Genomic DNA, 24,414 nt, shown 5'->3' on the forward strand with positions numbered 1-24,414 from the left:
GCCGACAAAATATTTTGCCTAAATAAAATGATTGAGCTCAGAGCTCTAATTCCTCACCCATCCGTACTGTGTGATATTCGACGTATAGCGCAGACGATCGGTAAAATCCTTGTTGGTATTTGCCGTGCGGAAGATGGGGACGCGCTCCATGGCAAAGACATTGCTGTTCCGGTCGACGTTGCTGTATTTGACGGTGAATCCGCCCTTATACCCCGCCTCCTGTGCGATCTGAGCGATGTGGAGGTCGTGGACACCCGTGGGGTAGGCAATAAATTCGATGGGATGTCCGAGTTCGCGTTCGGCATGTTTTTTAGATTCGACGAGTTCCTCTCGGATGCGGTCGTCAGAGAGTTCGGGCAGCGGCGCGTGTGTGACAGTATGAGACTCTATGGTGATGCCGTGCTGTTCCATTTCGCGGAGCTGATCCCATGTGAGGTATCCTTTGCGTTTGCTGAGGAATCCGGTGACAACGAAGATAGTGGCTTTGAGGTTGTATTTTTTGAGGATGGGATAGGCGGTCGTATAGTTATCAACGTAGCCGTCATCGAATGTGATGAGGACGGGACGTTCCGGGAGTTTCCCCGTGCCCGCGAGGAAGTCATAGAGTTCGTCGGGGGTGATGGTATGATAGCCGTGGTCGACAAGATATTTCATCTGCCAATCAAAGTCCTCCGGCTCGACAGCGAGCGAAATGAACATGGAGTTGACCATATGGTAGTTGAGAACGAGCACCTGCGTATCATCCGCGGCGGGCGTCGGCACGGGTTCGGATTTATCCTGCGGTTTTGCAAGGAGGAGCAGTGCTCCAAGGAGGATAGCAAGGACGGCAATGATCGTCCAAAATTGCCGTCCGCCGATGAGTTTGTTCAAATCCATGCCGTTCCTCCTTTGCCGGTGTTTATTGTACTGAGATTTGAGAGAGAAATCAAGGGGGCTGCATCATAGGATTCTGTGCATAGAAAAAGGGACCTCTTTGCAGTCCCTTTCCAATGTCAGGTGATCATCGATTATTCTTTTGCCCAGACGACTGCCATGAGATCCTCATAGACGGTCTCAAGCTGCTGTACGAGGATCGGGAGGAGCGTCTGAATCATGCGGCTGTCGAAGGTCTCGTCGACGAACGGCACGCAGATGTCGAGGTAAATGTTGCCGTCCTCACGGAGATAGTATTTGAAGATCTTGTATTCCGCATTCAGTGCGTTGAGGTGATCCTTGATGCGTTCGATATTCTTTGCGTTGATGCCCGTTGCAACCTGCGTGCGAATGATGGTAAAGATACTGTCGTCGATGAAGATCGCCATCGGCATGATCTGCCCCTTCGCCTCGATGCGCGAACGGAAAATCGTGGTATGGAACTCGTCGGCAAGGGTCTGCGACTCGAAGAAGTTGATGTCGTTCTCCTTGAGGAATTTTTGGAACTTCTCCGCCTTTGCGCCGCCCTCATGCACGTCTGCGCCTGCCGCGCTCTGCTGTACTTTCTTCTGCAAATCTTTCTCTTCGCTGCTTGCCATGTAAATATTGCCTCCTTATTGCTGCGTGAACGGATTCGTATTCTGTCCTAAGATGAAGTTATTGTAGCATAAATAGAAATATTTGTCATCTATTGTATTCCATACGTGCGATAGAAAAGACGCCCATGGTATCCAAACATGGGCGCCTCTGTATTTTTAAGAAACGTTGTTCATGCAGTTCTCTTGCGCAGGATAAATGCACGGAAGAAGAGCGCGGTAAAGAGTACGGCAAAGCCGATGCCGGCAGGATAGGTGATATTGGTCGGCAGTCCAAAGCCCTCGGGCGCCTGCAGGATGTACGTCGTCGTGACCGCTGACATGAAGATGGCGGGCAGCATGGCGATGATGTAGGCGTAGGAGCCGGGTTTGTGCAGATAGAGATATGCCGTGCCCGTCCAAAGCGTAATCATGGCGAGGGTCTGGTTTGCCCACGAGAAGTATCTCCAAATGATGGAAAAATCCATCTGCGAGAGGATAAGACCGATGCCGAGCATGGGAACGGCGATCATGAGACGCTTCGACGCCTCTTTTTGCGGGATATCCAACCAGTCAGCGAGGGTCAGCCGCGCGGAGCGGAACGCGGTGTCGCCCGAGGTGATGGGACACGCGATGACGCCAAGCATGGCAAGGATCGCACCGATGCTCACGCCGCCGAATCCGATCGCGCCCATGAATCCGACGCAGATGTCATAGACAACGCCGCCGGGTCCCGCCTCTTTGAGTGCGGCACCAAGTCCCGCTGTACTATCGTAGAAGGTGACGCCTGCGGCTGCCCAACAAAGCGCGATGATACCCTCGGCGACCATCGCGCCGTAGAATACGGGACGCCCCATCTTTTCATCCTTCAGGCAGCGCGCCATGATCGGAGACTGTGTGGCATGGAATCCGGAGACTGCGCCGCACGCAACGGTAATGAAGAGCAGCGGCCAGATGGGCAGATTTTTCGGATGGAGGTTCTCAAGCGTCATCTCAGGCATGGTATGTCCGCCGACGCCGAAGAGCATTCCGCCCATGATGCCGAGCGCCATGACAATCAAACAGATGCCGAAGAGCGGATAAAAACGCGCGATGATCTGATCGATCGGCAGAAGCGTCGCGAGCGTGTAGTAGATGAAAATAACCGCGAGCCACAGGAGCATCTCAAGCCCCGTAAGTTTTGCAAGGAGCATCGCGGGGCCGGTCATAAAGACGACGCCGACGAGGACGAGCAGGACGATGGAGAATACGCGCATAACCTGGAGCATGATGTGCCCCAAATTTTTCCCGACAATCTCCGAGATGCTCTTACCGTCCTCACGGAACGATATCATACCGGAGAGGAAGTCGTGGACGCCGCCCGCAAAAATCGTACCGAAGACGATCCACAGATAGACGCTCGGTCCCCACAGTGCGCCCGCGAGTGCGCCGAAGATGGGGCCCAGTCCTGCGATGTTGAGCAGCTGAATAAGGAATACCTTCCACGTTGGGAGCGGAATGTAATCCACGCCGTCCTCCAATCGAACGGCAGGTGCGGTCTCGCCCGTGCGCCCAAAAACTCTGTCTACGAGTGCGCCGTAGACAAGATAGCCGATAATGAGCGTCGCGAGCGCGCCAAGAAATGTAACCATTGCTTGTCACTTCTTTCTTTTAAGAATACACGAAGATATGCAAACGGACTTTCCGGCAAATTCTCCTCCTGCCTCCTTTCTCCTGTAACTTTTGAAGAAGCACGCTGAATGAAAATACATATCAATACGAAATCGACTCCTTCCGCTTTATTTTATCATAAGAAAGTCCTCTTGTCTAACGATTCCTATGTGCTATAATGGTCAATAGCATCAATGTTTTGGGAGGGTTTTCTTATGGGGATTGATATTCTGCTCTTTCTTATCCTCGGGGTATTTGTCGGGACGTTCGGGACGCTTGTCGGCATCGGCGGGGGCCTCATCTGTGTGCCGATTTTCATCTTTTTCCTGTCGGACGGGGGGATCTATCCGTATTTTCACACGGCAGCACAAATTACAGGAACGTCGCTCGTGATCGTCCTTGCGAATGCGCTCTCAGGAACGGCAGCGTATATACGGCAAAAGAGGGTCTACTTCCCTGCCGCCGTGCCGTTTGCTCTTGCAACACTCCCCGGTGCCTTCCTCGGCTCGTACATTGTGGACGATTTTACGGGGCCGATGCTCTACGTTTCATTCGGAGCGTTCCTGCTCATCATGGCGTGCATGATGTATTGGAATGCGACGCACAAGACGCATGTGGATGTGCATGAGCTGCCTGCCAATTTTACCTTCAATCGCTCGCTTGGTATCGGTTCAAGTCTTGGCGTTGGATTCCTATCAAGTATTTTTGGCATCGGCGGCGGCGTGATTCATGTGCCGCTGATGGTCTATCTGCTGAATTTCCCCGTGCACGCGGCGACGGCAACTTCGCATTTCGTCCTTGCCGCCTCCGCTGCATTCGGTGTGATCAGTCATGTGTGGCTCGGTCATGTAATTTGGACGCCCGCCATATGCATCTCGATCGGTGCGGCAGTCGGTGCGCAGATTGGCGCGGCGCTCTCGCGGAAGGCAAAGTCCAAGATGATTCTCACCCTGCTTGCCGCCGCAATGTTCGCGCTCGGGCTGCGGCTCATTTGGATGAGCGGCATGATTTGAGTGAGATGATTTGACCGCACAAAAAAAAGATACGCCGAAGCGATTCTTTTTTGTGCCTTAAACTGCTCTCAGAGTGGTTGGAATCCGTAGCGTGCGGCTTCTGCCGACTCGATCGCCTGATGGGCGAGATCGATGGCGAGACCTGCGGTACGCGTCATCTTGTCCGGGTTGTGGAAGCCGACACCGTTCTCTGCTGCGACCCAATCCCAGTACCACTGTGCTTCGCGTACTTTTGCCCGTGCATCCTCAAGCGCAGCGTCGGGAACACCCGCTTCCATCGCGGCTTTGATCGTGAGATGTGCCTTTGCGACGGTCTGTCCCGCGATGCGCTGGAGCCGGAACGTGTTGTCGTGAATGGTCTTGACACGCGCGACGAGCGTCTCTTCGCTCTCGTCGTGACACTTGAGACAGGACTCCTTCGTCGTCTTGAGCGGACTCGTCATCCAGTGCGAAGTGTACTTCTTGCCGTCGTCACGCATATACGGCATATGGCAGTCCACGCAAGTGACGCCCGCGTCCGCATGAACGCTCGTTGCCCACGACTCGAAGTCCGGATGCTGCGCCTTAAGCATCATCGTCTTGGAGTCCGGATGCAGCCAGTCGCCCTTGAATCCGCCCGCTTGCCCCGACTGATAGTAGCGGTACTCGTCCTCGGCATCAAAACCGTTCTCATAGGGATGCGCCACGCGGCCGTCCTCAGCCGTGAAGTAATACTCCGTATGGCACTGTCCGCAAACGTAGGCGCGCATCTCGTTGTGGCTCGCGGCGTTCACGTCGATGCCGCGCCGTGCCATGGACTCGATGAATCCCTGCTGATAGACGCGCAGCTCCATCGTGTCAGGATCGTGGCAGGTCGAGCATCCGAACCACTGATCGTCCGAGATATTCTCCGCAACTTCCATGAACGGCTTGGAGGCAAACGCCCAGCCGTCCTCCTTGAAGCAGACGTCATACATATAGGAGCCCTTGCAGACGATACAGCTGCCCTTCTGCCCCGGCAGACGCTTCGTATGCAGGAGGTCGTAGCCCGCATAGGTATGACCGCGGTCGTCGTCATACTGGATGGAGAATTTATATCCCTTAAAATTCTCCAGCATCTCGGGCTGATGTTCGAGATGCGAGTTCCCTTCCATGCTGCCGCCGTATCCTGTGGGCGACGGAGACTCGATGTTGTTCTTCATGAACGAGTTGTACTGCAGCGGGTAGGCATCCTTGTACGCCTCTTTGCCAATCTGCGCGTTGTTCTCCTTGGAAATTTGGACGAGTTTCATACTCGCATCGTTCGGCTGCGCGCCGATACGAACGGCAACGAATCCAAAGAACAGGGCGCAGACGCCGGCAACCCCCGCGATGATTTTCTGTTTGCTACTCAACTCTTATCCCTCCTTCCAAAGGATTGGAACCATGCGCAATGCTGCTGTGACACTTCGTACAGGTCGCACTGCCGTCTTTGCCCTTGTCCACACATACGGCGCTCATGGTTGCGGTATGGCAGCGCAGGCAGTTGTCATTCACGATGTCCCGACCGTGATCCGAGATCTTAATGTGGACGGGATAATCGTCGAGCACCTGATGGAGCGTGTCGTGCATCCCCGTCTTTCCTTTTTCAAAGTAGTAGACGACGACGTTGTCGTGCGGCAGATGACACTCCACACAGGCAATCTTTTGGTGCGAGGACACGGCGTGCGTCGCGGACTCATGCTGCATCGCATGACACATGCCGCAGAATACGGGCGATGCCGACGCTTTGTCCATGAGCATCCCGCCGGCAACGACAATGAGCGCCAGTACAAATCCGCCGCCGATGCAGCGCAGCGTGTGCCGTTCCAAAAGCTGCTTTAGATTCATGTTTCCTTCCTCCCTTCTGAAATATTCCTAAAACTCACGTTCCGATCCACCTCCTTTGCCCTGCGGCATCCGCCGTGCCGCTGTAAGTCCGCCGAGAACGACGAGAACGCAGGCGAGCCAGAGGAGCGATATTCCGGGCTTCGTGCTGACCGATGCGGCAACCGGCAGCGCCGCTTCCTCATCCACAGAGGGCAGGAGTTCGAGACGGATATCACGATCGTCTCCCGAGACCCCCGTGAGGCGGATCCGGAACTTTCCGCCCATGACCTCCACGGGCTGCGAGGTGCCGCCGCGCTCCGTGGCAAGGATGCTCGGCTGCGCCGTCTCGACCGTCTCGCCGTCCGTCACGGCGACATCCGCCGTGACGAGCGTCTTGCCGCCGCCCTGCGGCTCATAGGCGATGTTCTCAAATCGGAAGGCATAGTCGTCCACACCCATCGCGGTCTGATTGCGGTGCAGGATCATCTCGCCGCGCTCCGCCGAGGTCGGCGTCGGCGCGATATAGATGTCACCGAGGAGCGTCCGCGCGATCGCCGGCTCTCTCGCCGCATCCTCGCCGTTCGCACGGAGCTTTGTCACCGCTTCGCACGCCGCGCCGTCCACCTCGTAGCGATAGGACTTTTCCTTGCCGCTCTCCGCGAACGCCTGCCCGCGATAGACGACTGTGTGTCCGTAGAGTTCCTGCGGCTCATCGGGCGTAAGCGTCACGGTCGTCGTTTGACTGCCGCTGCCCGAAAGGACGAAGGCGAGGAGCGCAAGCCCCGCCCCCGCATGGGCGAGGAGACCGCCGCCTCCGAGTCGGCGACTTAGAAACGCCGCAACCGCCGCCGCCGCGGCAAAGCTCCCGAACGCGGCGAGGAAGATCGGCGCAATCTCCGTAACGCCCGCAAGTCCCGCGGCAATGCCGCCGAGCACGGTAACGACGAAGATCCAAACGGGTCGAACGACACGCCCCTCCGCATGAGGAAGCAGAACCCCAAATCCCATGAGCAGCGCGAGCACGACCGCGATCGGCAGCGACGTCCGCACATAGTAGCTCGTATCCACCGCCGCGCTCTCGCCGATCAGTCCCGAGATGAGCGGCATCGACATGCCGAAGAATACGACCGCCGTGATGAATACGATGAGCAGCATCCCGAGGAGTGTGAAGAACGCACGGCTCTTGTGCGTTCCGTAGACATCGCCCTTCGGCAGGCGCTCAATCCGCGCGGCGAGAATCCCCAGTCCCGCGAGGAGCACAAGCCCGTTGGCAATGGCGATGTAGAACCCGATGTCAGAGCCTGCAAACGAGTGCACGGAGAAATCGCCGAGGATGCCGCTGCGCGTGAGGAACGTGCCGTAGAGCACGAACGCGTAGGAGAATATCGCCGCGAGGTGGACGAGGTAGTATGCGCCCCGCCGCGCACGCGCCACAGAGATCAGATGAATGAGTACACAGGAGAGCAGCCACGGCACGAGGGAGGAGTTCTCCACGGGATCCCAGCCCCAGTAGCCGCCCCAGCCGAGCACCTTGTACGCCCAGTAGCCGCCGATGAAGATGCCTGCGCCGAGGAACGCCCATGCAACGAGCGCCCAGCGGCGCATCGGCGCAAGGAACTTGCCGTCTAAAGGCGCCGCGATCATGCTCTCAAGCGCGTAGGCAAACGGCACGGCGAGCAGCGCGTAGCCCATGAAGATGATCGGCGGGTGCACTGCCATCCATGGGTCTTGCAGCAGCGGGTTCATCCCGTTGCCGTCCGGCACGATCGTCTCCGCATACGCGAAGGGGCTTTTGATCAAAACGAGGAACACAAGGAGCGCCGTGAGCAACTGATAGACGATGCGTCCCGCCCGCCCCATCGCACTGCGGCGCACAAGCAGTGCGCCGACGAGCGCATGAATGACAAGCCATAGGAGAAACGATCCCTGCTGTCCAGCCCAAAAGGCCGAGATTTTATAGAGCAGCGGCAGCTCGATAGACGAGTAGCTAACGACGTAGGCATAGCCGAAGTCATCCGTGAGGATCGCGGCAAAGAGCGCTGCCGCCGCCCCGAGCGACGCGACCCCCGCCAGATAGGCACAAATATCGCCCTCGCTCCGTTTCTCCTGCAGCTCGCAGACCACAGCGCCGAGGGAGAAAAGGAGAACAGCGCCGAGAAAGACGGTTCCGATCATACGGTGACCTTGCCCTTCTGCGACTCGTACTTCGACGGGCATTTGATGAGAAGTTTATCCGCGTTGAACGTACCGTCCGCATATTTGCCGACGGCGACGATATGATACGCCTCGTCGAAAGTGTCGGGCTTGATGCCCTTGTAGCGAACGAGCATCGTCTCGCCGGTATCCTCGTCGGCGATGGAGAACACAAACGCGTCATCCTCCATATGTGCCGCAACCGATTTATCCGGCAGCCCCTTGACCTGCACGCTGCGCGTTGCCGCCCGCGCCTGCGCGATACCGACATAGGGGGTCACGGAGTCCGCGAAGAAATAGCCCGCATATCCGATAAAACCAAGAATTAATCCGATAAAGAGATAGGTGCGTTTCATGTGAGCCTCCGTTTCATCAGCCAAACGTAAACGAGGGTTGCGTCGAGCAGGGAGAGCAAGAGCGTCCCCAGCATGACGGTATCCATATCAAGCCGTCCCGCGCCGTTGATGACGGGCGACGGATGCAGCGAGAAGAACATGCGCGGCAGGATAAAGACGAGGAACGGAACGGAGATAAAGGAAAAGAGTGCATAGACCGCCGACGCGGACGCCCGTGCGCGCTCATCGCGCATGGTCATGCGCAGCGTCGCATACGCGCCGTAGATGAGGAGCAGGACAAAGATGGTTGTCTGCCGCGGATCCCAGTTCCAATATGCCCCCCATGTAAGTTTTGAAAAAATCGCTCCGCTCCCCGTCGCGAGCAGCGTAAAGACGAGACCAAGCACCGCCGAGCGTGCGCTCGCCGCATCGTGCGCGAGATCGCGTGTCCGCAGATAGCGACCGCCGCGATACGCCGCGTAAAAGAACGCGATGACCGAGACCCACGCCACGGGAATGTGAAAGAACGCGATGCGCACATATTCTCCGAGCCCCTCGGCAGGAGGAACGACAAAAAATATCGTGTAAAGCGCCGCGAGTGTCAAAACACCGATTGCGCCGAGCAACATACGGTTCTCCTCCTTCCTCACGACTCGATCCACAGAGCATCAAACAGGATCGACGCCCCTACCGTAAGCACCAAATCATAAAGTAAAATCCCGCCGAACAGCGATGTCTCAGTCGATCCCGCCGTGACCGCAATCGCTGGCAGGAGGATCGGCAGCATCGACGGCAGCAGCAGCACGGGGACGAGTCCTCCGCGTACGCTGGCAGACGACGCGACTGCCGCAAGCAATGTATCCGCCGCCGCCATCCCCCAAAGTGCGAGAATGAGAACAACGAGAAACGCTGCATCGAGCATGAACATCGCGTCCATCAGAACAATGACCAGCGGCATCACAAGGACAGATAGAACGAGCAGTGTGATAAGATGCGCCGCCATCTTTCCAAACAGCACCGCCTGTGCCGGAACGTAGATCCGCAGGAAGAGCAGCGTTCCCGCCGCCGCTTCCTCCGCAAAGAGCCGTTCCCCCTGCAGTGTCGCCGCGAAGAAGAGCACGATCCAGTAGAGCGTCGCCGCCTGCCGCGCATCCGGCATATCCCCCGCAAGCGACATACTCATGAACGCAATCACGGTCAGCGCGAACATCCCCATCGTCACATAGCCGGCGCGGTGGCGCACACCGTCGAGGAGTTCCTTATAGGCGACGCGGCACGCCGCATCAAAGCTCGATGCACGCATCTGCTGCCTCCTTCTCCTCGCGGTCATTCGTCGCCCAGAGAACGAGCCGTCCGCGCTCCGTTGCCCGCCGTACCTCGGCGCCGAGCAGTGCGCGTCCCGCGTCGTCGAGCGCGAGCCCCGGCTCATCAAGCAGCCACACCGCGGCGTCACTGCCGAAGAGTACGGCGAGCCGCACACGCTGGCGCATCCCCGTCGAGAGCTGCCCCGCCGTGCGCGGCAAAATGTCCGGGGAAAGCCCGACACGCTCCAAGAGCTCGTGTAATACCTCTTCTTCATGTGGCACGCCGCGCACCCCGAGCAGGAACGAAAGATTCTCCCGCACCGTGAGACGCGTGTAGAGTTCCATCTCCGGCGTTGCCATGCCGAGCATCGCGCGGTACGCCGCCCCGCGCACCGCCACGCCGTCACGGAGCGTTGTCACCGTCCCGGACGTCGGGAGCATGAGCCGTGCCGCGAGACGAAGCAGCGTCGATTTCCCGCTGCCGTTCGCTCCCGCAACCGCTGTGATCTGCCCGCCGCGAACGACGCAGGTCAGATTGCCTAATACCTGTCGACCGTCAAATACCTGACCAACTCCCTCGAATCGGATCTCAATCATGATCTATTCCTTCCATAACTTTAATTTATTCTAGCACATTTTTGAAAAAAAATGAAATACTTCTTTTATATAGTTTACTTCTATAGTTATAGACTATATCAATATTGAACATCATTCATGAATAAAGAAATCGCATGAGGAATTTCTATACCGTATGAAAAGGTTTCCTATAGAGAAAAACCGGGCTGCCGTACTTACATTTTATATGCAAGTACGGCAGCCCGGTTGTTATTGAACACTTATGACCCCGATCCTCCAAACACGGCAGACATCGGCATATCGGAAAGTTTCTCGTCAATTGCCGCAACCTCGGCGGCAGAGAGTGCAATGTCGGCAGCCCCCGCGTTTTCCTTGAGACGCACGATCTTCCTCGTCCCAGGGATCGGCGCGATGTACGGCTTCTTGCAGAGCATCCACGCAAGTGCGATCTGCCCGCTCGTCGCGCCCTTTTCCTCCGCAAATCCGCGCAGGAGCTCGAGCAGCGCCACATTCTCTTCCATCGCTTCGGGTGTAAACTGCGGCATCCGCGCACGCATGTCGTTCTTTGCATCGAACGCATCACCCTTGCCGTATGCCCCGGTGAGGACGCCGTTCGCAAACGGTGAAAAAGCGACAAAGCCGATATTCAGTTCCTCGAGCACAGGGAACAGCTTTTCATAGCCGCGCGCCATCATGGAGTAGCGGTTCTGCACCGCCGTCAAGGGACAGACCGCATGTGCGCGGCGAATATCCTCCTCCGTCGCCTCGGAGATGCCCCAGTGGAGAATCTTACCCTCCCGGATGAGCTCTCCCATGACGCCCGCAACCTCCTCGACGGGAATTTGGGGATCAACGCGGTGCTGATAGTAGAGATCGATGTAATCCGTGCCCAGCCGGCGCAGTGAGCCCTCCACAGAGGAACGAATTACCTCCGGACGCGCATCCGTCACGATTGGGCTGCGCCCCTGTTTGAGCAGCGACATATCGAACGAGACGCCGAACTTCGTCGCAATGACGGCCTTTTCCCGATAGGGCGCGAGCGCCGCACCGACGAGACGCTCATTGTCATGCGGATCGTCGGGCGAACCGTAGACCTCCGCCGTATCGAAATGAGTGATCCCCATGTCGACTGCCGCGGCAATCAGCGCATGCATCTCCTTCTTATCTGCGGGCGCACCGTACGCATGGCTCATCCCCATGCACCCAAGCCCTACTGACGAGACGGTGAGATTTCCTAATTGACGATAATTCATCTGTGTTCCCCCCGATATAATAACGGTACACTTCGCCCGTCAAATCATAACGATGCCGTAACCGCCTCCGCTGCCGCCATCACGGCGAGTGCCGCGTGTTCGAAGGTCAGACCGCCCTGCAAATAAATGCAGTACGGCGCGCGCATCGGACCGTCCGCGCTCAACTCAATGGATGCCCCCTGTACAAATGTCCCTGCCGCCATGATGATCTGATCGGCGTAGCCGGGCATATCCCACGGCTCGGGCGCAGCGAACGAATCTACGGGTGACGTTGCCTGTATCGCGCGTGCAAATGCCTTCATCCGCTCCGCATCTCCAAGGATGACCGCCTGAATGATGTCGCCGCGTTCCTCCATAAAGCTGGGAAATGTCCGAAACCCCAAGCCCTCAAAGATCCCAGCGGCAAAGACTGCGCCCTTGAGCGCCTGCGCCACAATATGCGGTGCGAGAAACAGCCCTTGAAAGATCAGTCGATTCGATGTGAGACTCGCCCCGAGCTCATCCCCCATGCCGGGCGCGGTGAGACGATAGGAAGCAGCTTCCACAAGGTCGCTTCGTCCTGCGATATAACCGCCCGTCGGCGCAAGTCCGCCGCCGGGATTTTTGATGAGCGATCCTGCCATGATGTCGACGGTCTCCACGTCAGTCGGCTCAGAGGTATCAACGAATTCGCCGTAGCAGTTGTCCACGAAACAGATACATCCGGGATTCGCCGCTTTCACGCGCGCAGTGATCTCCCGGATGTCCGCGATGCTGAGCGGGCGGCGCTCGCTGTACCCGCGTGAGCGCTGAATGAGCGCCACCTTCGTCTCGGGCGTAATTACACGGGAAATTCCTGCAAGGTCAACGCCGCTGTCCTGCATGGGGAGTTCGTCGTATTTGATGCCAAATTCCTTCAGCGATCCGGTGCTCTCGTGCGCATAACCGATGACCGTCTGCATGGTATCATAGGGCGTTCCCGTAATGGAGACAAGCCCGTCTCCGGGACGCAGGAGTCCGAACAGCACAGTGGCGAGCGCATGTGTTCCCGAGACAAACTGTGTCCGCACGAGAGCGCGCTCTGCACCGAATACACGCGCATAGAGCTCGTCCAGCTTCTCCCGCCCGAGATCGCTGTATGCATAGCCGAAGCTCACCCCAAAATGCGCATCCGACACACGGCATTCACGCATGGCGTCGAGCACCTTTTTCGTATTATACTCCGCAATGCCGTCGATGCGTAGGAACTGCTCCTCCGCACGCCTGAGTACATCGCCGCGCAGTGACTGCAACTGCTCTTTCTGCACGTCTTCCTCTCTTTCACAAAAACATTATGCGGGGCGTCCTTTTGCCGCCTCCGCCGCCACCATCTTTAGATAGCGCACCAGGTACAGCTTGAGCCGCTGTTCCAACTCTTCGAGATCCACCGCGTCAAAATCATAACTGACGTACGGCATACCCCAGATATGATACTCGCAAAAAAACTCATCGCGATAAAAATTGTAGTAAATGCCGACGTCGCTCTCCTGCGAAAAGTCTACATAGTCAATGACGAGATAGGAGCCGTTCGTCAGTGCCGCAGGGGATTTGGGACGAATAAAGAGCACAAAGCCCTCGCATTCCTCCGGCAGCGCCGCTCCATACTCCCACGCGAGAACCGCATCACAGATCGTCTGCAGCTCCTGTGTATGCAGCGTTTCTGCGAGAAGATCCTCCATCACGCGCGGCAGATAGACATCCAGCTCGTCCCCAAAGCGCCCCAGTTCCTTACAGACGAAGGACGGCAACGCATAGCTCACAACGCCGATCTGCACGCGCAGTTTATACGAATCGGTCACTGCATCGTAAAATCCGATCGCGGCACGGTGCAGATCTGCATGATCATAGCGAAAGAACTCATACTGCGCGTCCTCTTGCCTCCGCTCACAGCTGCGTCGGAAGCCCGCGATTTCCTGCGGGAGCTCCTGTAATTTCGGCCAATCCGCAAGAGCGGCGTCCACCTTCTCCGTGTATGAATCTGCCATCCGTCTGCTGCCCTATTTCCCCGTGCGTCCGCGCTTGGTCATGGGAACATCCTCTCTGCAAAGCGGGCATTCCTCGGGCGCATAGCTCTCCACGTCCATCGTGAGGAGCGCCGTTTTCGGCACATCGCCGAAGTCCGCCTTGCCTCCGCTGCGGTCAACCAGCATAGAGACGGCGACCGGAACGGCGCCGAGAGACTTTACAACATCAATGACCTCTTTAATGGATCCGCCCGTCGTCACGATGTCCTCAACGATGAGCACACGCTCTCCCGGACGGAGTGTAAAGCCGCGGCGGAACGTCATGCGCCCCGCCACACGCTCCGTGAAGATCGCACGCGTACCGAGCGCCTTGCCCGTTTCATGCGCAAGCAGGATGCCGCCCGTCATGGGGCCGACCACGGTCTCTATCCCGGCGTTTTTGAACTTCTCCGCCATCGCTTCGCAGAGATGCTGCGTATGCAGCGGATGCTGCAGCACGTTGAATTTCTCCACATACTGCGCGCTGTGCCGTCCCGATGTCAGGAGAAAATGTCCCTCCATAATCGCGCCCGTTTCGAGCAGCAGGCCGCGTACTTCCTCTTGCGTCATCATGCTTCCTCCATCTCTCGTAAAATATGCTCCGCCGCCGCGCGCGGATCCTGCGCGCCTGAGATCGCACGCCCCACGACGATATGCGAGGCTCCCGCGTGGATCGCCTCCGCCGGCGTCGTCACGCGCCGCTGATCGTCATTCGATACGCCTGCGGGACGGATGCCCGGCGTCACGATGAGAAAACCGGCCCCGCATGCACGCCGAATACGCGCCGTTTCCTGCGGCGATGCCACAACACCGTCGAGTCCCGCCTCCTGCGCAAGCTGCGCACGGCGAAGCACCGCTTCCTCAATCGTGCCCACATGTCCAAGTCCCGTCCAATCCGCAGCGTCCATACTCGTGAGTACGGTCACGCCGATGAGCTTCGGGCATGGTACGCCCTGCTCCTCCGAAGCCCTGCCCAGGGCTTCGGCAGCCGTTCGCATCATGCGCAGGCCGCCCGCCGTGTGGACGTTGAGCAGATCCGGACGCAGGCGCAGGAGCGAGCAAAGCCCCTGCGCCGCCGTATTCGGAATATCGTGGAGCTTGAGGTCGAGAAAAACCTTCTTATCGCGTTCCTTCAGCCATGTGACAATCTCCCCGCCAAGCGCATAGAAAAGCTCCATGCCGACCTTATAGTATCCGACGCTGCTCCCCAAACGCGTGACAAGGCGCTCCGCCGCCGCCCGCGTCGGAACGTCCAGCGCCGCAATCAGTCTCTCGTCCGCCACGTTCATCCCTCCGTGATGTATAATTCAGATGTGCTGCCGCTTGCGGCGCGCCGCACGAACCGCACCGCTCTTCCCGTACGATACCGCAGAACGGGCATGGCCTCCGCTGCAATCGTCGAGAGAACGAGTTCCCCTGCGGCGCCGTCCTCCGTATGCCCTGCGCCCGCAGCATCGAGGGCTTCTGCAAAAAATTGTTCCGCGTCAATCCGCATGCCGCCGATCGCACCGCCCGCGATCAATGCCCCAAGTACGGCGTCGGTATAGAGATGTACGTGCCCTCTCGCAAAATTTCCGGAAATCGCACGCGTTTCCTCCTGCGGCATAACCCGCGCACCGACGGTGACGAGCCGATGCAGCATAATCCGCTTTTCCTGCAATGCTGCCGCGACAGGTGAAAGAAGGTTCTCCCACACAATGACGGTATCCGGCACGATGACGCTTAATATCCGATCGATGTCCGCCGCCGACGCATCCGTCCCAATCGGCATGGTCATAGCCCCGAGTGTATCCAGCGCATATTGAAGGTCAAGCATTCTGCTGTCGGTAAAATCTCCGACGAGAAGCACGTTGCTCGCACGATTGATCCCCGCCGCCGAAAGCATCTGCGCCGCCGACCGAACCCGGCGGGCGACGTCTTCCTGCGTACAGCAATGAAAGATACCGCGCTCATGTGCCGAATCCCGCAAGAGGCTCATGCGCATCAGCCCCGAGAGCGGCAGTGCGAGCATGAAAAAAGGGGCGCCCGCCCCTTCCCATGCCGCACGCTCCAAGAGCGGCAGACGATTCATATCCGCCGGCGTATGCACATCGCCCGCGCAAACGCCCGCGCGCGCAAACGCGTCGCGGTAAAACGCCGTCTTTTCCGCCGCCCACGCGATTTGGCGCTGCAGGAGCACGAGCTGCTCCGCCGCCGTCACGACTCAAGCGGCCGCTGATAAAAGAACGGCTGGAAGCTCGTATAGCCCATCTTGCGGAAATTCAGGATTGATTCCGTCGCACCGACAAAGAGAATTCCGCCCGGTTTGAGCGCGTCAAAGAAATGCCGATAGAGCTGATCCTTTGCCTCATCCGTGAAGTAGATCACGACATTGCGGCAGAGAATGAGGTCGAAGCCCGTCTCGAACTTATCCTGCAGGAGATTGTGCCGCTTGAATTCGATCATGCTCTTGATCTCCGGCTTTACGGCAAAGAGCTCCCCTTCCTCGTTGAAATACTTGCGGCGACGCTCCGGCGCCATGCTCTTGATCTCGTCCGCTGTGTAGACGCCCCGCTTTGCCTTTGCGAGAATTTCGATGTCGAGATCGGATGCAAGGATGCGGTGCTTCGTTCCCGGCGTCATCTCCTTCATGATGATCGCAAGCGAATACGGCTCTGCCCCAATCGAGCATCCCGCACTCCAAATGTTGAGCTTCGGCGAGCGCTTCAGGAGATCGGGAATGACATCCGTCTCGAGCTTGCTGAACTTCTCCGGCGTGCGGAAAAACTCCGACACGTTGATGGTCAGATACTCGATGAATGCCGCAAATTCATCCTTATCTCCACACACATGGTCAAAGTATTCTGTGCAGGATTTATGTCCCGCGCGCGTGATCAAATTATTGATGCGCCGCTTCATCTGCGGTTCTTTATAAAGGTCGAGATCGATCTCTGTCTTCGCCTTTAATTTCTGCTTAAAAATCTCCCAGTCCCGATCTTCGGCCATACAATTCCCTCCAAAAATCCCCTACACGAATCACTCTCACTGAACCGTAAAGACACGGCAGCTGCTCGTCTCCTCGAGCTTGGGTACAATCACATGCAGGATACCGTTCTCATACGACAGCGTGATCCCGTTTTCCTCAATATCATCCACGAAGAAAACGCGTTCAAAGACGCCCTTCTTGCGCTCACGGCAGAGGAATTTAGCATCGGCAAAGTCCGTGTCATCGCGCTCCGCCCTGATTTTAAGCCGACCGCCTTCGTGTACCGTTACCTGTATCGCCGCCTTCGAAAAACCGGGCAGCTCCGCGAAGAGTTCATAGCGGTTCTCGCAGTCGATCACATCGACACGAAACGGGAAGATCATGCCGCCGACCTTATCCAACGGGTTAAAGGAATGATCCACGATCGCTTCCAGCACCTTGACAAGCATCTCTTGTCCCTTCTCAGCGTTCTCTTTCAAATTGAACGGCAATGGGCGAATCATAGCAGCCACCTCCAAGTCAGTCAACATTTATTTCGACACGATCATTATATCAATTACATGCGGTGTTTTCAATACGTCCGCAGAAAACTGCGGTGCCCCTCTGCCCTCAAAGCGCCGCAAGCATATCGCGGACGCCTTTGAGGTAGGTATCGCGTGCAAAGTTCACAAGTTCGCCCGTACGGCGCAGCTTAACCTCTATCGAGCCGTTTTCGATCGTCTTCGGACCGATGGCGATGCGCACGGGGTATCCGATGAGGTCGCAGTCGTTGAACTTGACGCCCGCGCGTTCCCTGCGGTCGTCCAGCAGGACATCGATGCCCGCCGCGCGCAGTTCCTCATAGATCTCCTCGGCATAAGCGAGCTGTTCTTCCACCTTTGCATTGACGGCAACGACGACGACTTCATAGGGCGCAATCGCGCGCGGCCAAATAATGCCGTGCTCGTCGTGGTTCTGCTCAATGGCGGCAGCCATGGTACGCCCGACACCGATGCCGTAGCACCCCATCTGCAGGGGCTTGAGTTTGCCGTCGACATCGAGGAAGTTCGCCTGCATTGCCTCACTGTACTTCGTCCCGAGCGCAAAGATCTGTCCCGCCTCAATGCCCCGGCTGATATGGAGATGCCCCTCGCCGCAGGCAGGGCAGAGATCCCCCTCGGCGACGAGACGAATATCGGCGACTGTCACGTGGGCAAAATCACGGACAGGATTGACGTTCGTATAGTGATAGTCCTGTTCGTTCGCGCCCGAGACGGCGTTCTTCATCCGCATTGCCGTCTCGTCAACGACGATATGCGTCCCCTCCTTGATGCCGATGGGACTCATAAAACCGGGGCATTCCCCCGCTGCACGGATGGCGGCTTCATCCGCCATGCGCAGCTCGCGAGCGCCCGGCACGGCGTTCGCGAGTTTCACCTCGTTGACCTCGTGATCGCCGCGCAGGAAGGCGAGGACGAGCACGTCCTCCTCCGTCTGATACGCTACCGCCTTGATCGTCTTTTCGACGGGAATCTTGAGGAACTCCGCGAGCAGTGCGATCGTGCTCGTGTGCGGGGTCGAGACCTTCTCAAGGGGAAGTTCCGCCTCATCCGGCGCGTCGAGGGGACGCAGCTGCGCCTTCTCATCGCTCGCCGCATAGCTGCATGCATCACAGCAGGCAATGCGCGACTCGCCCTCGGGCGCGAGCACGGTGAACTCCTCGGAACGTCCGCCGCCGATCGCGCCGCAGTCCGCCTCCACCGCGCGGAAGTTCAGTCCGCAGCGCGTAAAGACATTCGTATACGCCTCGTACATTTTGCGGTAGGATTCGTGCATTCCCTCAACGTCCTTGTCAAAGGAGTAGAGATCCTGCATGATGAACTCTCGGCTGCGCATGACGCCGAAACGCGGGCGGCGCTCGTCACGGAATTTATCCTGAATCTGATAGAGCATCACGGGGAGCTGCTTATAGGAGCGCAGTTCGTCGCGCACGAGCGCCGTGATCATCTCCTCGTGTGTGGGGCCGAGGCAGAACGCGCGCTCGTGGCGATCCTGGATGCGCATCATCTCCGCGCCGTATGCCCCCCAACGCCCGCTCTCTTCCCACAGCTCGGCGGGCTGAAGAATCGGCATCATGATCTCCTGACCGCCCGCCGCATCCATCTCCTCACGGATGATCTGCTCGATCTTGCGGAGCGTGCGCCACGCCAGAGGCAGATAGGTATACATACCGCCCGCGGATTTACGGATGAGTCCTGCCCGATACATGAGCCGGTGGCTTGCGATCTCCGCCTCGGCGGGTGTATTTCTAAGGGTCGGCGCATAAAGATTCGTTGCTCTCATGATTGCTTGCGTTCCTCCAATATCGCGTCTATTTCCTTAAACAGCTCGGACAGCAGTTCCTCTTCGTTCACCTTGCGCACGACTTCTCCCTTGCGGAAGATCAGCCCCTCGCCGTTGCCGCCCGCGATGCCGACATCCGCGCCGCGCGCTTCGCCGGGACCGTTGACGACGCACCCCATGACGGCGACCTCAATGGGATCCTCCATACCGCGCAGCCGCTCTTCCACCTTTTCGGCAATCTCCACGAGATTGATGCTCGTGCGCCCGCAGGTCGGACAGGCGACGAGTGTGGGACCGTATTCCTTGAGCCCGAGCGCCTTCAAAATCTCGTTCGCCGTACGTACCTCAACGACGGGATCGCCCGTGAGCGAGATGCGGATCGTATCGCCGATGCCCTCCGCGAGAAGCGCGCCGACGCCGACCGAAGACTTGATGATGCCCGTCCCCGCCGTTCCCGCCTCCGTGATACCGAGATGCAGCGGGTAGTCTACGCGCTCGCTCATCAGCCGGTATGCCGCAAGAGTGAGCGGGACATCATGCGCCTTGAGCGAGATCTTCATATCGTAAAAATCGAGTTCCTCAAGGACACGCACATGCTCCATTGCGGACGCGACAAGTGCCTCTGCCGTGACGCCGCCGTATTGTTTGAGCATCTTATGGTCGAGCGAGCCGGCATTGACGCCGATGCGAATTGGGATGCTGCCCTCGCGCGCTGCTGCGACCACCTTCTTGACGCGCTCCGTCCCGCCAATGTTGCCGGGATTGATGCGCAGTGCGGCAATGCCCTGCTTCATCGCCTCGAGCGCGAGCTTATAGTCGAAGTGAATGTCCGCAACGAGCGGCGTCTTGACCTGACGGATAATATTTCCAAGATTCTGCGCCGCCGCCATATCCGGCACGGCGACGCGCACGATGTCACAGCCCGCCGCCGCAAGTTCGCGGATCTGCTGTACGGTTGCTTCCGTGTCCGTGGTCTTGGTATTGCACATCGACTGCACGGAGATGGGGGCACCGCCGCCGATAGGAATACTCCCGATTTTTATTTGCCGTGTCTTTCGGCGTTCATATGTGAGCATAAGGGCGGTCAGCCTCCTGCAAAGATACGGACGACATCATTCTTCATCGCGAGCAGCATGAGCAAGATGATGAGCCCGACACCCGCGTTTTGAATATAATGCATCACCTTCGGGCTCAGCGGCTTGCCGCGCACCGCCTCGACGCAGAGCGTAAGGAAGTGTCCGCCGTCGAGCGCGGGTACCGGCAGCAGATTGATGATGCCAAGGTTGAGACTGAGGAGTGCGGCAAAGTTCAGCAGCGGCACAATGCCCATCTCCGCGACCTCGCCTGCCATCTGTGCGACGCCGATCGGTCCCGCCAGTTCGGAGCCGGAGAGTTCGAGGATGATGCGGTAGAGCGCGTCGAGCATCATCACGATGATCATGCCCGTGCGCTCAAACGCCATCGTAAGGGACTGTAAAAATCCCGGATAGGTACTGTTAAAGGCGTTGACAATGCCGATATAACCGCGATTCTGCGCCGCATCGTAACGCGGCGTCACACTGACGGTCAAATCCTGCCCCGCACGGTCGATCTGCATCGTGAGCGGCACATTTCCTTGATTCTCACGAATCATCTCGACCATCGACTGCCACGTATCTATTGGCTTCCCGTCAATCGCAACAATGCGATCCTGCGGTAAGAGCCCCGCCTGCGCCGCAGGCTGATCTGCAAGCACCGTGCCGAGCACCGGCGCGGGATTCGGCGTCTGTACCCCCGCAAAGAAGAAAATTCCAAAAAAGAGCACAACGGGCAGAATGAGGTTCATCGCAGAACCTGCAAGGATCACGAACATGCGCGACAGAATCGGTTTGCGGCAGTAGCCGCGCTCCCCCGCCTCGTTGTCATCGGGCGTCATTCCTGCAATATCGTTGAACCCGCCGAGCGGTACAATACGGATAGAATAAACTGTCTCCCCATAGCGAAAGCTCACGAGGCGCGGTCCAAAACCGATAGCAAACTCATCGACGCGCATCCCCGTCAGTTTCGCCGTAATAAAATGTCCCAGTTCATGGACAAAGACCAAGAGTCCAAATACAAAAATCGTTGCAACAATCTTCTCTAACATCGGGTCTCCTTTATGATGCCGTGATTATCGAAGCACAAAGTAAATCGTATAATAGTAAACGAGCGGCGCCGTAAACAGCACGCTGTCAAACCGATCCCATACGCCGCCGTGTCCCGGGATGATCGCGCCCGAGTCCTTGATGCCCGTATGGCGTTTCATCATGGATTCCACAAGATCGCCGAGCGTGCCGAGAATCGCGATCGCACAGCCGAGCCCCGCCATATATTCGAGCGGAAAATGCAGGAAATATCCAAGCCCAACGACTACGCCTACCGTGCCGAGAAGCCCTCCAACAAAGCCCTCTATTGTTTTATTCGGGCTAATTGCAGGTGCAAGTCTATGGGAGCCAAACGCATTTCCGGCGAAATAGGCAAAGCTGTCACTGGCCCATGTTCCAATAAACATGACCCATACCATCGCCGTGCCAAGGTCAAACGTTCCAATAGGTGTCGTATACAGGTTCCCTGAGAGCTGCCGCAGCATCATGAGATGCGCAAACGGCAGTCCAATATAGCAGATCCCCGCGATGGAGATCCCAACGTCCGGAACGGATACATCCCCACGCAGGAGCACACAGCTAAGCGCGGCAAGCAGCGTCGCCGCCATAATGGAAAGCAAAATAAAATCGTGCTGCCCATAAAAAGCGCCGTACAGGATCCCGGCGATACCAAGCACGCCCGTAAAAAGCGTTGGGTTGCCTCCGCGATGCGAAAATGCCCGTGTAAACTCAATCCAAGCGAGCATGGCAAGGACTGCCGCCGCAATCCCAAACGTTCGTCCCCCCTCCTGAATGATATAGGCAGACAAACCGATGCCGACGATACCGGAAATAATGCGTGTAATCAAAGACAGCCTCCTATGCTAATCCTCTGCGGTGAGCCCTCCGAATCGGCGTGTTCTGCCCGCGAAGTCCTCCACTGCCGCCGCAAGGTGATCCGGCGTAAAATCCGGCCACAGCGTATCCGTAAAGTAGAACTCAGCATAGGCAGACTGCCATAGAAGAAAATTGCTCAAACGCAGATCCCCGCTCGTTCGAATGAACAGATCAACGGGCGGATCTCCCGCTGTATCCAATTCATTTGAGAACACAGTCTCATCAATATCCTTCGGGGTAAGCTGCCCCGAGGCAACGCGTTCAGCAAGACTATGTGCCGCACGCAGGATCTCATCCTGACCGCCGTAGTTCACCGCGACATTAAATCGAAGCCCTGTATTATTTGCCATGAGGTTCTCTGCTTCCTGCATCCGACGTCGAAATCGATCACCGAAACGGTCGCGTCGCCCTATGAAATGAATCCGTACATTCTCCCGGTGCATCTCTTCAATTTCCTTTTGGAGGAACGAATCAAAGAGACGCATGAGGAAATCCACCTCTATCGGAGGTCGCTTCCAGTTCTCCGTTGAAAACGCATATACCGTGAGTACCTCGATCCCCATATCGGACGCCGCACGCACAATACGCTTGAGCGTGCGCACGCCCGCCTCATGTCCCGCTGACCGTGAAAGCCCCTGCGCCTTTGCCCAGCGACCATTACCATCCATAACAATAGCGAGATGATGCGGCATATTTTCACAACGAACCGCACATATCGGCGAGGTATCGTGCGAAGCGGCATCCGTTGCCCCACCGCCAAAAATCTTTTTCCACATGGCGCTCCGTCTCCCCTTAGAGGTTCCACTTCTCTGTATCTCACTGCCAAAATCCCCCTCCGGCTTTGCCGGAAGGGGTAATGCTTTTCCGCTTAGCAGCGTATCTCATCATCTTCTGCAAGTGAAAGACTTCGTTTCGGAGCGAAAGCAAGTGTCACTTCGAATACTCCATGCAGCTCTCGTGTCCGAACAACATAAGGCTGCCGTACATCCGTTTTGAAAAAATCCCGGGGCGCGCACGTTTGACACAGCGCATAGGAGATTCCTGCGGCATCGAGTTCCATTTGTACATCTGCCCAAGGGCGCCCTTCATAGACGGCCGGCATCAGATCTCCATAACCTCTTTTTCCTTCGCGGCGCGCATCTCTTCCATCTGCTTCACGAATTTATCCACAAGCTTCTGCACGGATTCCTGACCGCGCTTAGATTCGTCCTCGTTGATTTCCTTATCCTTCTCAAGTTTTTTGATCGCCTCGTTCGCATCGCGGCGGATATTACGCAGAGCGACCTTCGCCTCTTCCGTCTTTTTTCCGACTGTCTTGATGAGTTCCTTCCGTCGCTCCTGCGTCGGCTGAGGAATCGCAAGGCGAATCACATTGCCGTCGGAGTTCGGCGAAAGACCAAGATCCGATTTGGAAATCGCGATCTCGATATCGTGCAGCACGGATTTCTCCCACGGCGTGATAACGATCATGTGCGGCTCCGGCACTGTCACCTTCGCCAGCTGATTGACCGATGTCGGCGTGCCATAATACGGCACCATCACCTTGTCGAGGAGATTCGGCGTCGCGCGCCCCGCCCGCAGCGAGGAGAACTCGCGGCGCAGCGATTCGATCGCCTTCGTCATGCTCGTTTCGTGCTTTGAAAGAATCTCCTTGATCATTTTGCTTCGCCTCCTACGGTCGTTCCAATCGCCTCTCCAAACGAAGCGCGTGCAATGTTCTCATAGCGATCCATGCTGAACACAACAATGGGAATCTTATTATCCATACACAGGCTCGTTGCCGTTGCATCCATGACTGCAAGCCCCTTTTGCAGAATATCGATATAGGCCAGCTTCTCAAACCGCTTTGCATTCGGATTTTTGTTTGGATCGGAATCATAGATGCCATCCGTTCCTTTTTTCGCCATGAGGATCACGTCTGCTTCAATCTCTGCGGCACGCAGCGCCGCCGTCGTATCCGTCGAAAAGTATGGATTACCCGTCCCCGCGCCAAAGATCACGACGCGCCCCTTCTCCATGTGGCGAATCGCACGGCGGCGAATGTACGGCTCCGCGACCTGACGCATCTCGATCGCGCTCTGTACGCGCGTATCGACGTCCTGTTTCTCAAGCGCATCCTGCAGGGCAAGAGCGTTCATCACCGTCGCCATCATGCCCATATAGTCCGCAGTAGCACGATCCATGCCCTTAGCACTGCCCGAAAGCCCGCGCCAGATATTACCGCCACCGACAACAATCGCAACATCGATGCCGTGATCGCGCACCTTCTTGATCTGTGCGGCAATCTCTTCGACCACAGAGGGATTGATGCCGAATCCCTGCTCGCCCGCAAGGGCTTCCCCGCTGAGTTTCAAAACGATACGGCGATATTTCGCATCCAAGATGATTCCTCCTGTCACGCTCTCTACTCTGCGACATTATAGCATAGATTTCTAAAAAAATCCGCTTTATCTCTGCAAAAAAGAGCTG

Annotated in this window: 27 protein-coding genes; 1 reads left to right on the forward strand and 26 read right to left on the reverse strand. The window is 57.3% G+C overall.

The window, feature by feature from the left end; genetic code table 11:
• Positions 1-45: 45 nt before the first annotated feature.
• From HMPREF9162_RS07710 to HMPREF9162_RS07720, 3 genes are all read right to left on the reverse strand, one after another.
• On the reverse strand, positions 46-876 hold the full coding sequence (locus HMPREF9162_RS07710) for a polysaccharide deacetylase family protein (protein WP_009752898.1): 831 nt from the start codon (positions 874-876) through the stop codon (positions 46-48).
• 131 nt (positions 877-1,007) lie between these two features.
• A complete protein-coding gene (locus HMPREF9162_RS07715) occupies positions 1,008-1,511 on the reverse strand; it encodes a YbjN domain-containing protein (protein ID WP_009349057.1) in 504 nt (167 codons plus the stop codon).
• Positions 1,512-1,681: 170 nt separating this feature from the next.
• Positions 1,682-3,118 (reverse strand): carbon starvation protein A, encoded by a 1,437-nt coding sequence (locus HMPREF9162_RS07720; protein WP_009752886.1) that lies wholly within the window; start codon positions 3,116-3,118, stop codon positions 1,682-1,684.
• Between the two features lie 234 nt (positions 3,119-3,352).
• On the opposite strand from HMPREF9162_RS07720, the gene HMPREF9162_RS07725 reads away from it, so the two are divergent.
• A complete protein-coding gene (locus tag HMPREF9162_RS07725; protein WP_009752795.1) occupies positions 3,353-4,150 on the forward strand; it encodes a sulfite exporter TauE/SafE family protein in 798 nt (265 codons plus the stop codon).
• Between the two features lie 68 nt (positions 4,151-4,218).
• Here the strand turns inward: HMPREF9162_RS07725 and HMPREF9162_RS07730 are convergent, their stop codons facing one another.
• From HMPREF9162_RS07730 to pyrH, 23 genes are all read right to left on the reverse strand, one after another.
• A complete protein-coding gene (locus HMPREF9162_RS07730; protein WP_009752857.1) occupies positions 4,219-5,523 on the reverse strand; it encodes an ammonia-forming cytochrome c nitrite reductase subunit c552 in 1,305 nt (434 codons plus the stop codon).
• A complete protein-coding gene (locus HMPREF9162_RS07735; RefSeq protein WP_009752780.1) occupies positions 5,516-5,998 on the reverse strand; it encodes a NapC/NirT family cytochrome c in 483 nt (160 codons plus the stop codon). The genes HMPREF9162_RS07730 and HMPREF9162_RS07735 overlap by 8 nt, the downstream gene beginning before the upstream one ends.
• Positions 5,999-6,025: 27 nt before the next feature.
• On the reverse strand, positions 6,026-8,152 hold the full coding sequence (ccsA, locus tag HMPREF9162_RS07740) for a cytochrome c biogenesis protein CcsA (protein ID WP_037350428.1): 2,127 nt from the start codon (positions 8,150-8,152) through the stop codon (positions 6,026-6,028).
• Positions 8,149-8,526 carry a cytochrome c maturation protein CcmE gene (locus HMPREF9162_RS07745; protein WP_009752870.1) on the reverse strand — a complete coding sequence of 126 codons (378 nt, stop codon included), beginning with the start codon at positions 8,524-8,526 and terminating at the stop codon, positions 8,149-8,151. Before HMPREF9162_RS07745 ends, ccsA (HMPREF9162_RS07740) begins: the two co-directional genes overlap by 4 nt.
• Positions 8,523-9,134, reverse strand: coding sequence for a cytochrome c biogenesis protein (gene ccsA, locus HMPREF9162_RS07750; protein WP_009657936.1), 612 nt, complete (start codon positions 9,132-9,134; stop codon positions 8,523-8,525). The genes HMPREF9162_RS07745 and ccsA (HMPREF9162_RS07750) overlap by 4 nt, the downstream gene beginning before the upstream one ends.
• Before the next feature lie 17 nt (positions 9,135-9,151).
• The gene (locus HMPREF9162_RS07755) at positions 9,152-9,808 is read right to left on the reverse strand and encodes a heme exporter protein CcmB (RefSeq protein ID WP_009752845.1); all 657 of its coding nucleotides are present in this window, start codon (positions 9,806-9,808) and stop codon (positions 9,152-9,154) included.
• On the reverse strand, positions 9,789-10,406 hold the full coding sequence (locus tag HMPREF9162_RS07760) for an ATP-binding cassette domain-containing protein (protein WP_009438968.1): 618 nt from the start codon (positions 10,404-10,406) through the stop codon (positions 9,789-9,791). The genes HMPREF9162_RS07755 and HMPREF9162_RS07760 overlap by 20 nt, the downstream gene beginning before the upstream one ends.
• A 239-nt stretch (positions 10,407-10,645) precedes the next feature.
• Positions 10,646-11,638 carry an aldo/keto reductase gene (locus HMPREF9162_RS07765; RefSeq protein ID WP_009752858.1) on the reverse strand — a complete coding sequence of 331 codons (993 nt, stop codon included), beginning with the start codon at positions 11,636-11,638 and terminating at the stop codon, positions 10,646-10,648.
• Positions 11,639-11,682: 44 nt separating this feature from the next.
• Positions 11,683-12,924: a methionine gamma-lyase family protein gene (locus HMPREF9162_RS07770; RefSeq protein ID WP_009438950.1), complete on the reverse strand. Its 1,242-nt coding sequence runs from the start codon at positions 12,922-12,924 to the stop codon at positions 11,683-11,685.
• Between the two features lie 24 nt (positions 12,925-12,948).
• A complete protein-coding gene (locus HMPREF9162_RS07775) occupies positions 12,949-13,641 on the reverse strand; it encodes a hypothetical protein (RefSeq protein WP_009657938.1) in 693 nt (230 codons plus the stop codon).
• Between the two features lie 12 nt (positions 13,642-13,653).
• Positions 13,654-14,229 (reverse strand): orotate phosphoribosyltransferase, encoded by a 576-nt coding sequence (gene pyrE / locus HMPREF9162_RS07780; protein WP_009657931.1) that lies wholly within the window; start codon positions 14,227-14,229, stop codon positions 13,654-13,656.
• On the reverse strand, positions 14,229-14,942 hold the full coding sequence (gene pyrF, locus HMPREF9162_RS07785) for an orotidine-5'-phosphate decarboxylase (RefSeq protein ID WP_009752894.1): 714 nt from the start codon (positions 14,940-14,942) through the stop codon (positions 14,229-14,231). Before pyrF ends, pyrE begins: the two co-directional genes overlap by 1 nt.
• A gap of 2 nt (positions 14,943-14,944) precedes the next feature.
• Entirely contained in the window at positions 14,945-15,859 is a 915-nt protein-coding gene (locus HMPREF9162_RS07790) for an AMP-binding protein (RefSeq protein WP_009752824.1), read from the reverse strand.
• Positions 15,856-16,644 (reverse strand): protein-glutamate O-methyltransferase CheR, encoded by a 789-nt coding sequence (locus HMPREF9162_RS07795; RefSeq protein WP_009657941.1) that lies wholly within the window; start codon positions 16,642-16,644, stop codon positions 15,856-15,858. Before HMPREF9162_RS07795 ends, HMPREF9162_RS07790 begins: the two co-directional genes overlap by 4 nt.
• A 36-nt stretch (positions 16,645-16,680) precedes the next feature.
• Complete coding sequence (locus HMPREF9162_RS07800) at positions 16,681-17,127, reverse strand: Hsp20 family protein (RefSeq protein WP_009752864.1); 447 nt, start codon at positions 17,125-17,127, stop codon at positions 16,681-16,683.
• Between the two features lie 106 nt (positions 17,128-17,233).
• Positions 17,234-18,946, reverse strand: a complete 1,713-nt coding sequence (locus HMPREF9162_RS07805; RefSeq protein WP_009752871.1) for a proline--tRNA ligase — start codon at positions 18,944-18,946, stop codon at positions 17,234-17,236.
• Complete coding sequence (gene ispG, locus HMPREF9162_RS07810) at positions 18,943-20,022, reverse strand: flavodoxin-dependent (E)-4-hydroxy-3-methylbut-2-enyl-diphosphate synthase (RefSeq protein ID WP_009752810.1); 1,080 nt, start codon at positions 20,020-20,022, stop codon at positions 18,943-18,945. The genes HMPREF9162_RS07805 and ispG overlap by 4 nt, the downstream gene beginning before the upstream one ends.
• A gap of 8 nt (positions 20,023-20,030) precedes the next feature.
• Positions 20,031-21,071, reverse strand: a complete 1,041-nt coding sequence (gene rseP / locus HMPREF9162_RS07815; RefSeq protein ID WP_009438958.1) for an RIP metalloprotease RseP — start codon at positions 21,069-21,071, stop codon at positions 20,031-20,033.
• A 24-nt stretch (positions 21,072-21,095) separates the two neighbouring features.
• Positions 21,096-21,917, reverse strand: coding sequence for a phosphatidate cytidylyltransferase (locus HMPREF9162_RS07820; protein ID WP_009752844.1), 822 nt, complete (start codon positions 21,915-21,917; stop codon positions 21,096-21,098).
• A 15-nt stretch (positions 21,918-21,932) separates the two neighbouring features.
• The gene (locus tag HMPREF9162_RS07825; RefSeq protein ID WP_009752849.1) at positions 21,933-22,721 is read right to left on the reverse strand and encodes an isoprenyl transferase; all 789 of its coding nucleotides are present in this window, start codon (positions 22,719-22,721) and stop codon (positions 21,933-21,935) included.
• A 154-nt stretch (positions 22,722-22,875) separates the two neighbouring features.
• Positions 22,876-23,034, reverse strand: coding sequence for a hypothetical protein (locus tag HMPREF9162_RS12615; RefSeq protein WP_156791301.1), 159 nt, complete (start codon positions 23,032-23,034; stop codon positions 22,876-22,878).
• A gap of 12 nt (positions 23,035-23,046) precedes the next feature.
• Complete coding sequence (gene frr / locus HMPREF9162_RS07830; RefSeq protein ID WP_009349090.1) at positions 23,047-23,604, reverse strand: ribosome recycling factor; 558 nt, start codon at positions 23,602-23,604, stop codon at positions 23,047-23,049.
• A complete protein-coding gene (gene pyrH / locus HMPREF9162_RS07835; RefSeq protein ID WP_009657951.1) occupies positions 23,601-24,326 on the reverse strand; it encodes a UMP kinase in 726 nt (241 codons plus the stop codon). The genes frr and pyrH overlap by 4 nt, the downstream gene beginning before the upstream one ends.
• Between the last annotated feature and the right edge of the window lie 88 nt (positions 24,327-24,414).

Source organism: Selenomonas sp. oral taxon 137 str. F0430 (assembly GCF_000183625.1).
Lineage (GTDB): Bacteria > Bacillota > Negativicutes > Selenomonadales > Selenomonadaceae > Centipeda > Centipeda artemidis.

Coding starts and splice junctions, on each gene's coding strand:
- HMPREF9162_RS07710 (WP_009752898.1), bottom strand. CDS start 876: ATGGATTTGAACAAACTCATCGGCGGACGGCAATTTTGGACGATCATT.
- HMPREF9162_RS07715 (WP_009349057.1), bottom strand. CDS start 1,511: ATGGCAAGCAGCGAAGAGAAAGATTTGCAGAAGAAAGTACAGCAGAGC.
- HMPREF9162_RS07720 (WP_009752886.1), bottom strand. CDS start 3,118: ATGGTTACATTTCTTGGCGCGCTCGCGACGCTCATTATCGGCTATCTT.
- HMPREF9162_RS07725 (WP_009752795.1), top strand. CDS start 3,353: ATGGGGATTGATATTCTGCTCTTTCTTATCCTCGGGGTATTTGTCGGG.
- HMPREF9162_RS07735 (WP_009752780.1), bottom strand. CDS start 5,998: ATGAATCTAAAGCAGCTTTTGGAACGGCACACGCTGCGCTGCATCGGC.
- ccsA (WP_037350428.1), bottom strand. CDS start 8,152: ATGATCGGAACCGTCTTTCTCGGCGCTGTTCTCCTTTTCTCCCTCGGC.
- HMPREF9162_RS07745 (WP_009752870.1), bottom strand. CDS start 8,526: ATGAAACGCACCTATCTCTTTATCGGATTAATTCTTGGTTTTATCGGA.
- ccsA (WP_009657936.1), bottom strand. CDS start 9,134: ATGTTGCTCGGCGCAATCGGTGTTTTGACACTCGCGGCGCTTTACACG.
- HMPREF9162_RS07755 (WP_009752845.1), bottom strand. CDS start 9,808: ATGCGTGCATCGAGCTTTGATGCGGCGTGCCGCGTCGCCTATAAGGAA.
- HMPREF9162_RS07760 (WP_009438968.1), bottom strand. CDS start 10,406: ATGATTGAGATCCGATTCGAGGGAGTTGGTCAGGTATTTGACGGTCGA.
- HMPREF9162_RS07765 (WP_009752858.1), bottom strand. CDS start 11,638: ATGAATTATCGTCAATTAGGAAATCTCACCGTCTCGTCAGTAGGGCTT.
- HMPREF9162_RS07775 (WP_009657938.1), bottom strand. CDS start 13,641: ATGGCAGATTCATACACGGAGAAGGTGGACGCCGCTCTTGCGGATTGG.
- pyrE (WP_009657931.1), bottom strand. CDS start 14,229: ATGACGCAAGAGGAAGTACGCGGCCTGCTGCTCGAAACGGGCGCGATT.
- HMPREF9162_RS07795 (WP_009657941.1), bottom strand. CDS start 16,644: ATGGCCGAAGATCGGGACTGGGAGATTTTTAAGCAGAAATTAAAGGCG.
- HMPREF9162_RS07800 (WP_009752864.1), bottom strand. CDS start 17,127: ATGATTCGCCCATTGCCGTTCAATTTGAAAGAGAACGCTGAGAAGGGA.
- HMPREF9162_RS07805 (WP_009752871.1), bottom strand. CDS start 18,946: ATGAGAGCAACGAATCTTTATGCGCCGACCCTTAGAAATACACCCGCC.
- ispG (WP_009752810.1), bottom strand. CDS start 20,022: ATGCTCACATATGAACGCCGAAAGACACGGCAAATAAAAATCGGGAGT.
- rseP (WP_009438958.1), bottom strand. CDS start 21,071: ATGTTAGAGAAGATTGTTGCAACGATTTTTGTATTTGGACTCTTGGTC.
- HMPREF9162_RS07825 (WP_009752849.1), bottom strand. CDS start 22,721: ATGTGGAAAAAGATTTTTGGCGGTGGGGCAACGGATGCCGCTTCGCAC.
- HMPREF9162_RS12615 (WP_156791301.1), bottom strand. CDS start 23,034: ATGAAGGGCGCCCTTGGGCAGATGTACAAATGGAACTCGATGCCGCAG.
- frr (WP_009349090.1), bottom strand. CDS start 23,604: ATGATCAAGGAGATTCTTTCAAAGCACGAAACGAGCATGACGAAGGCG.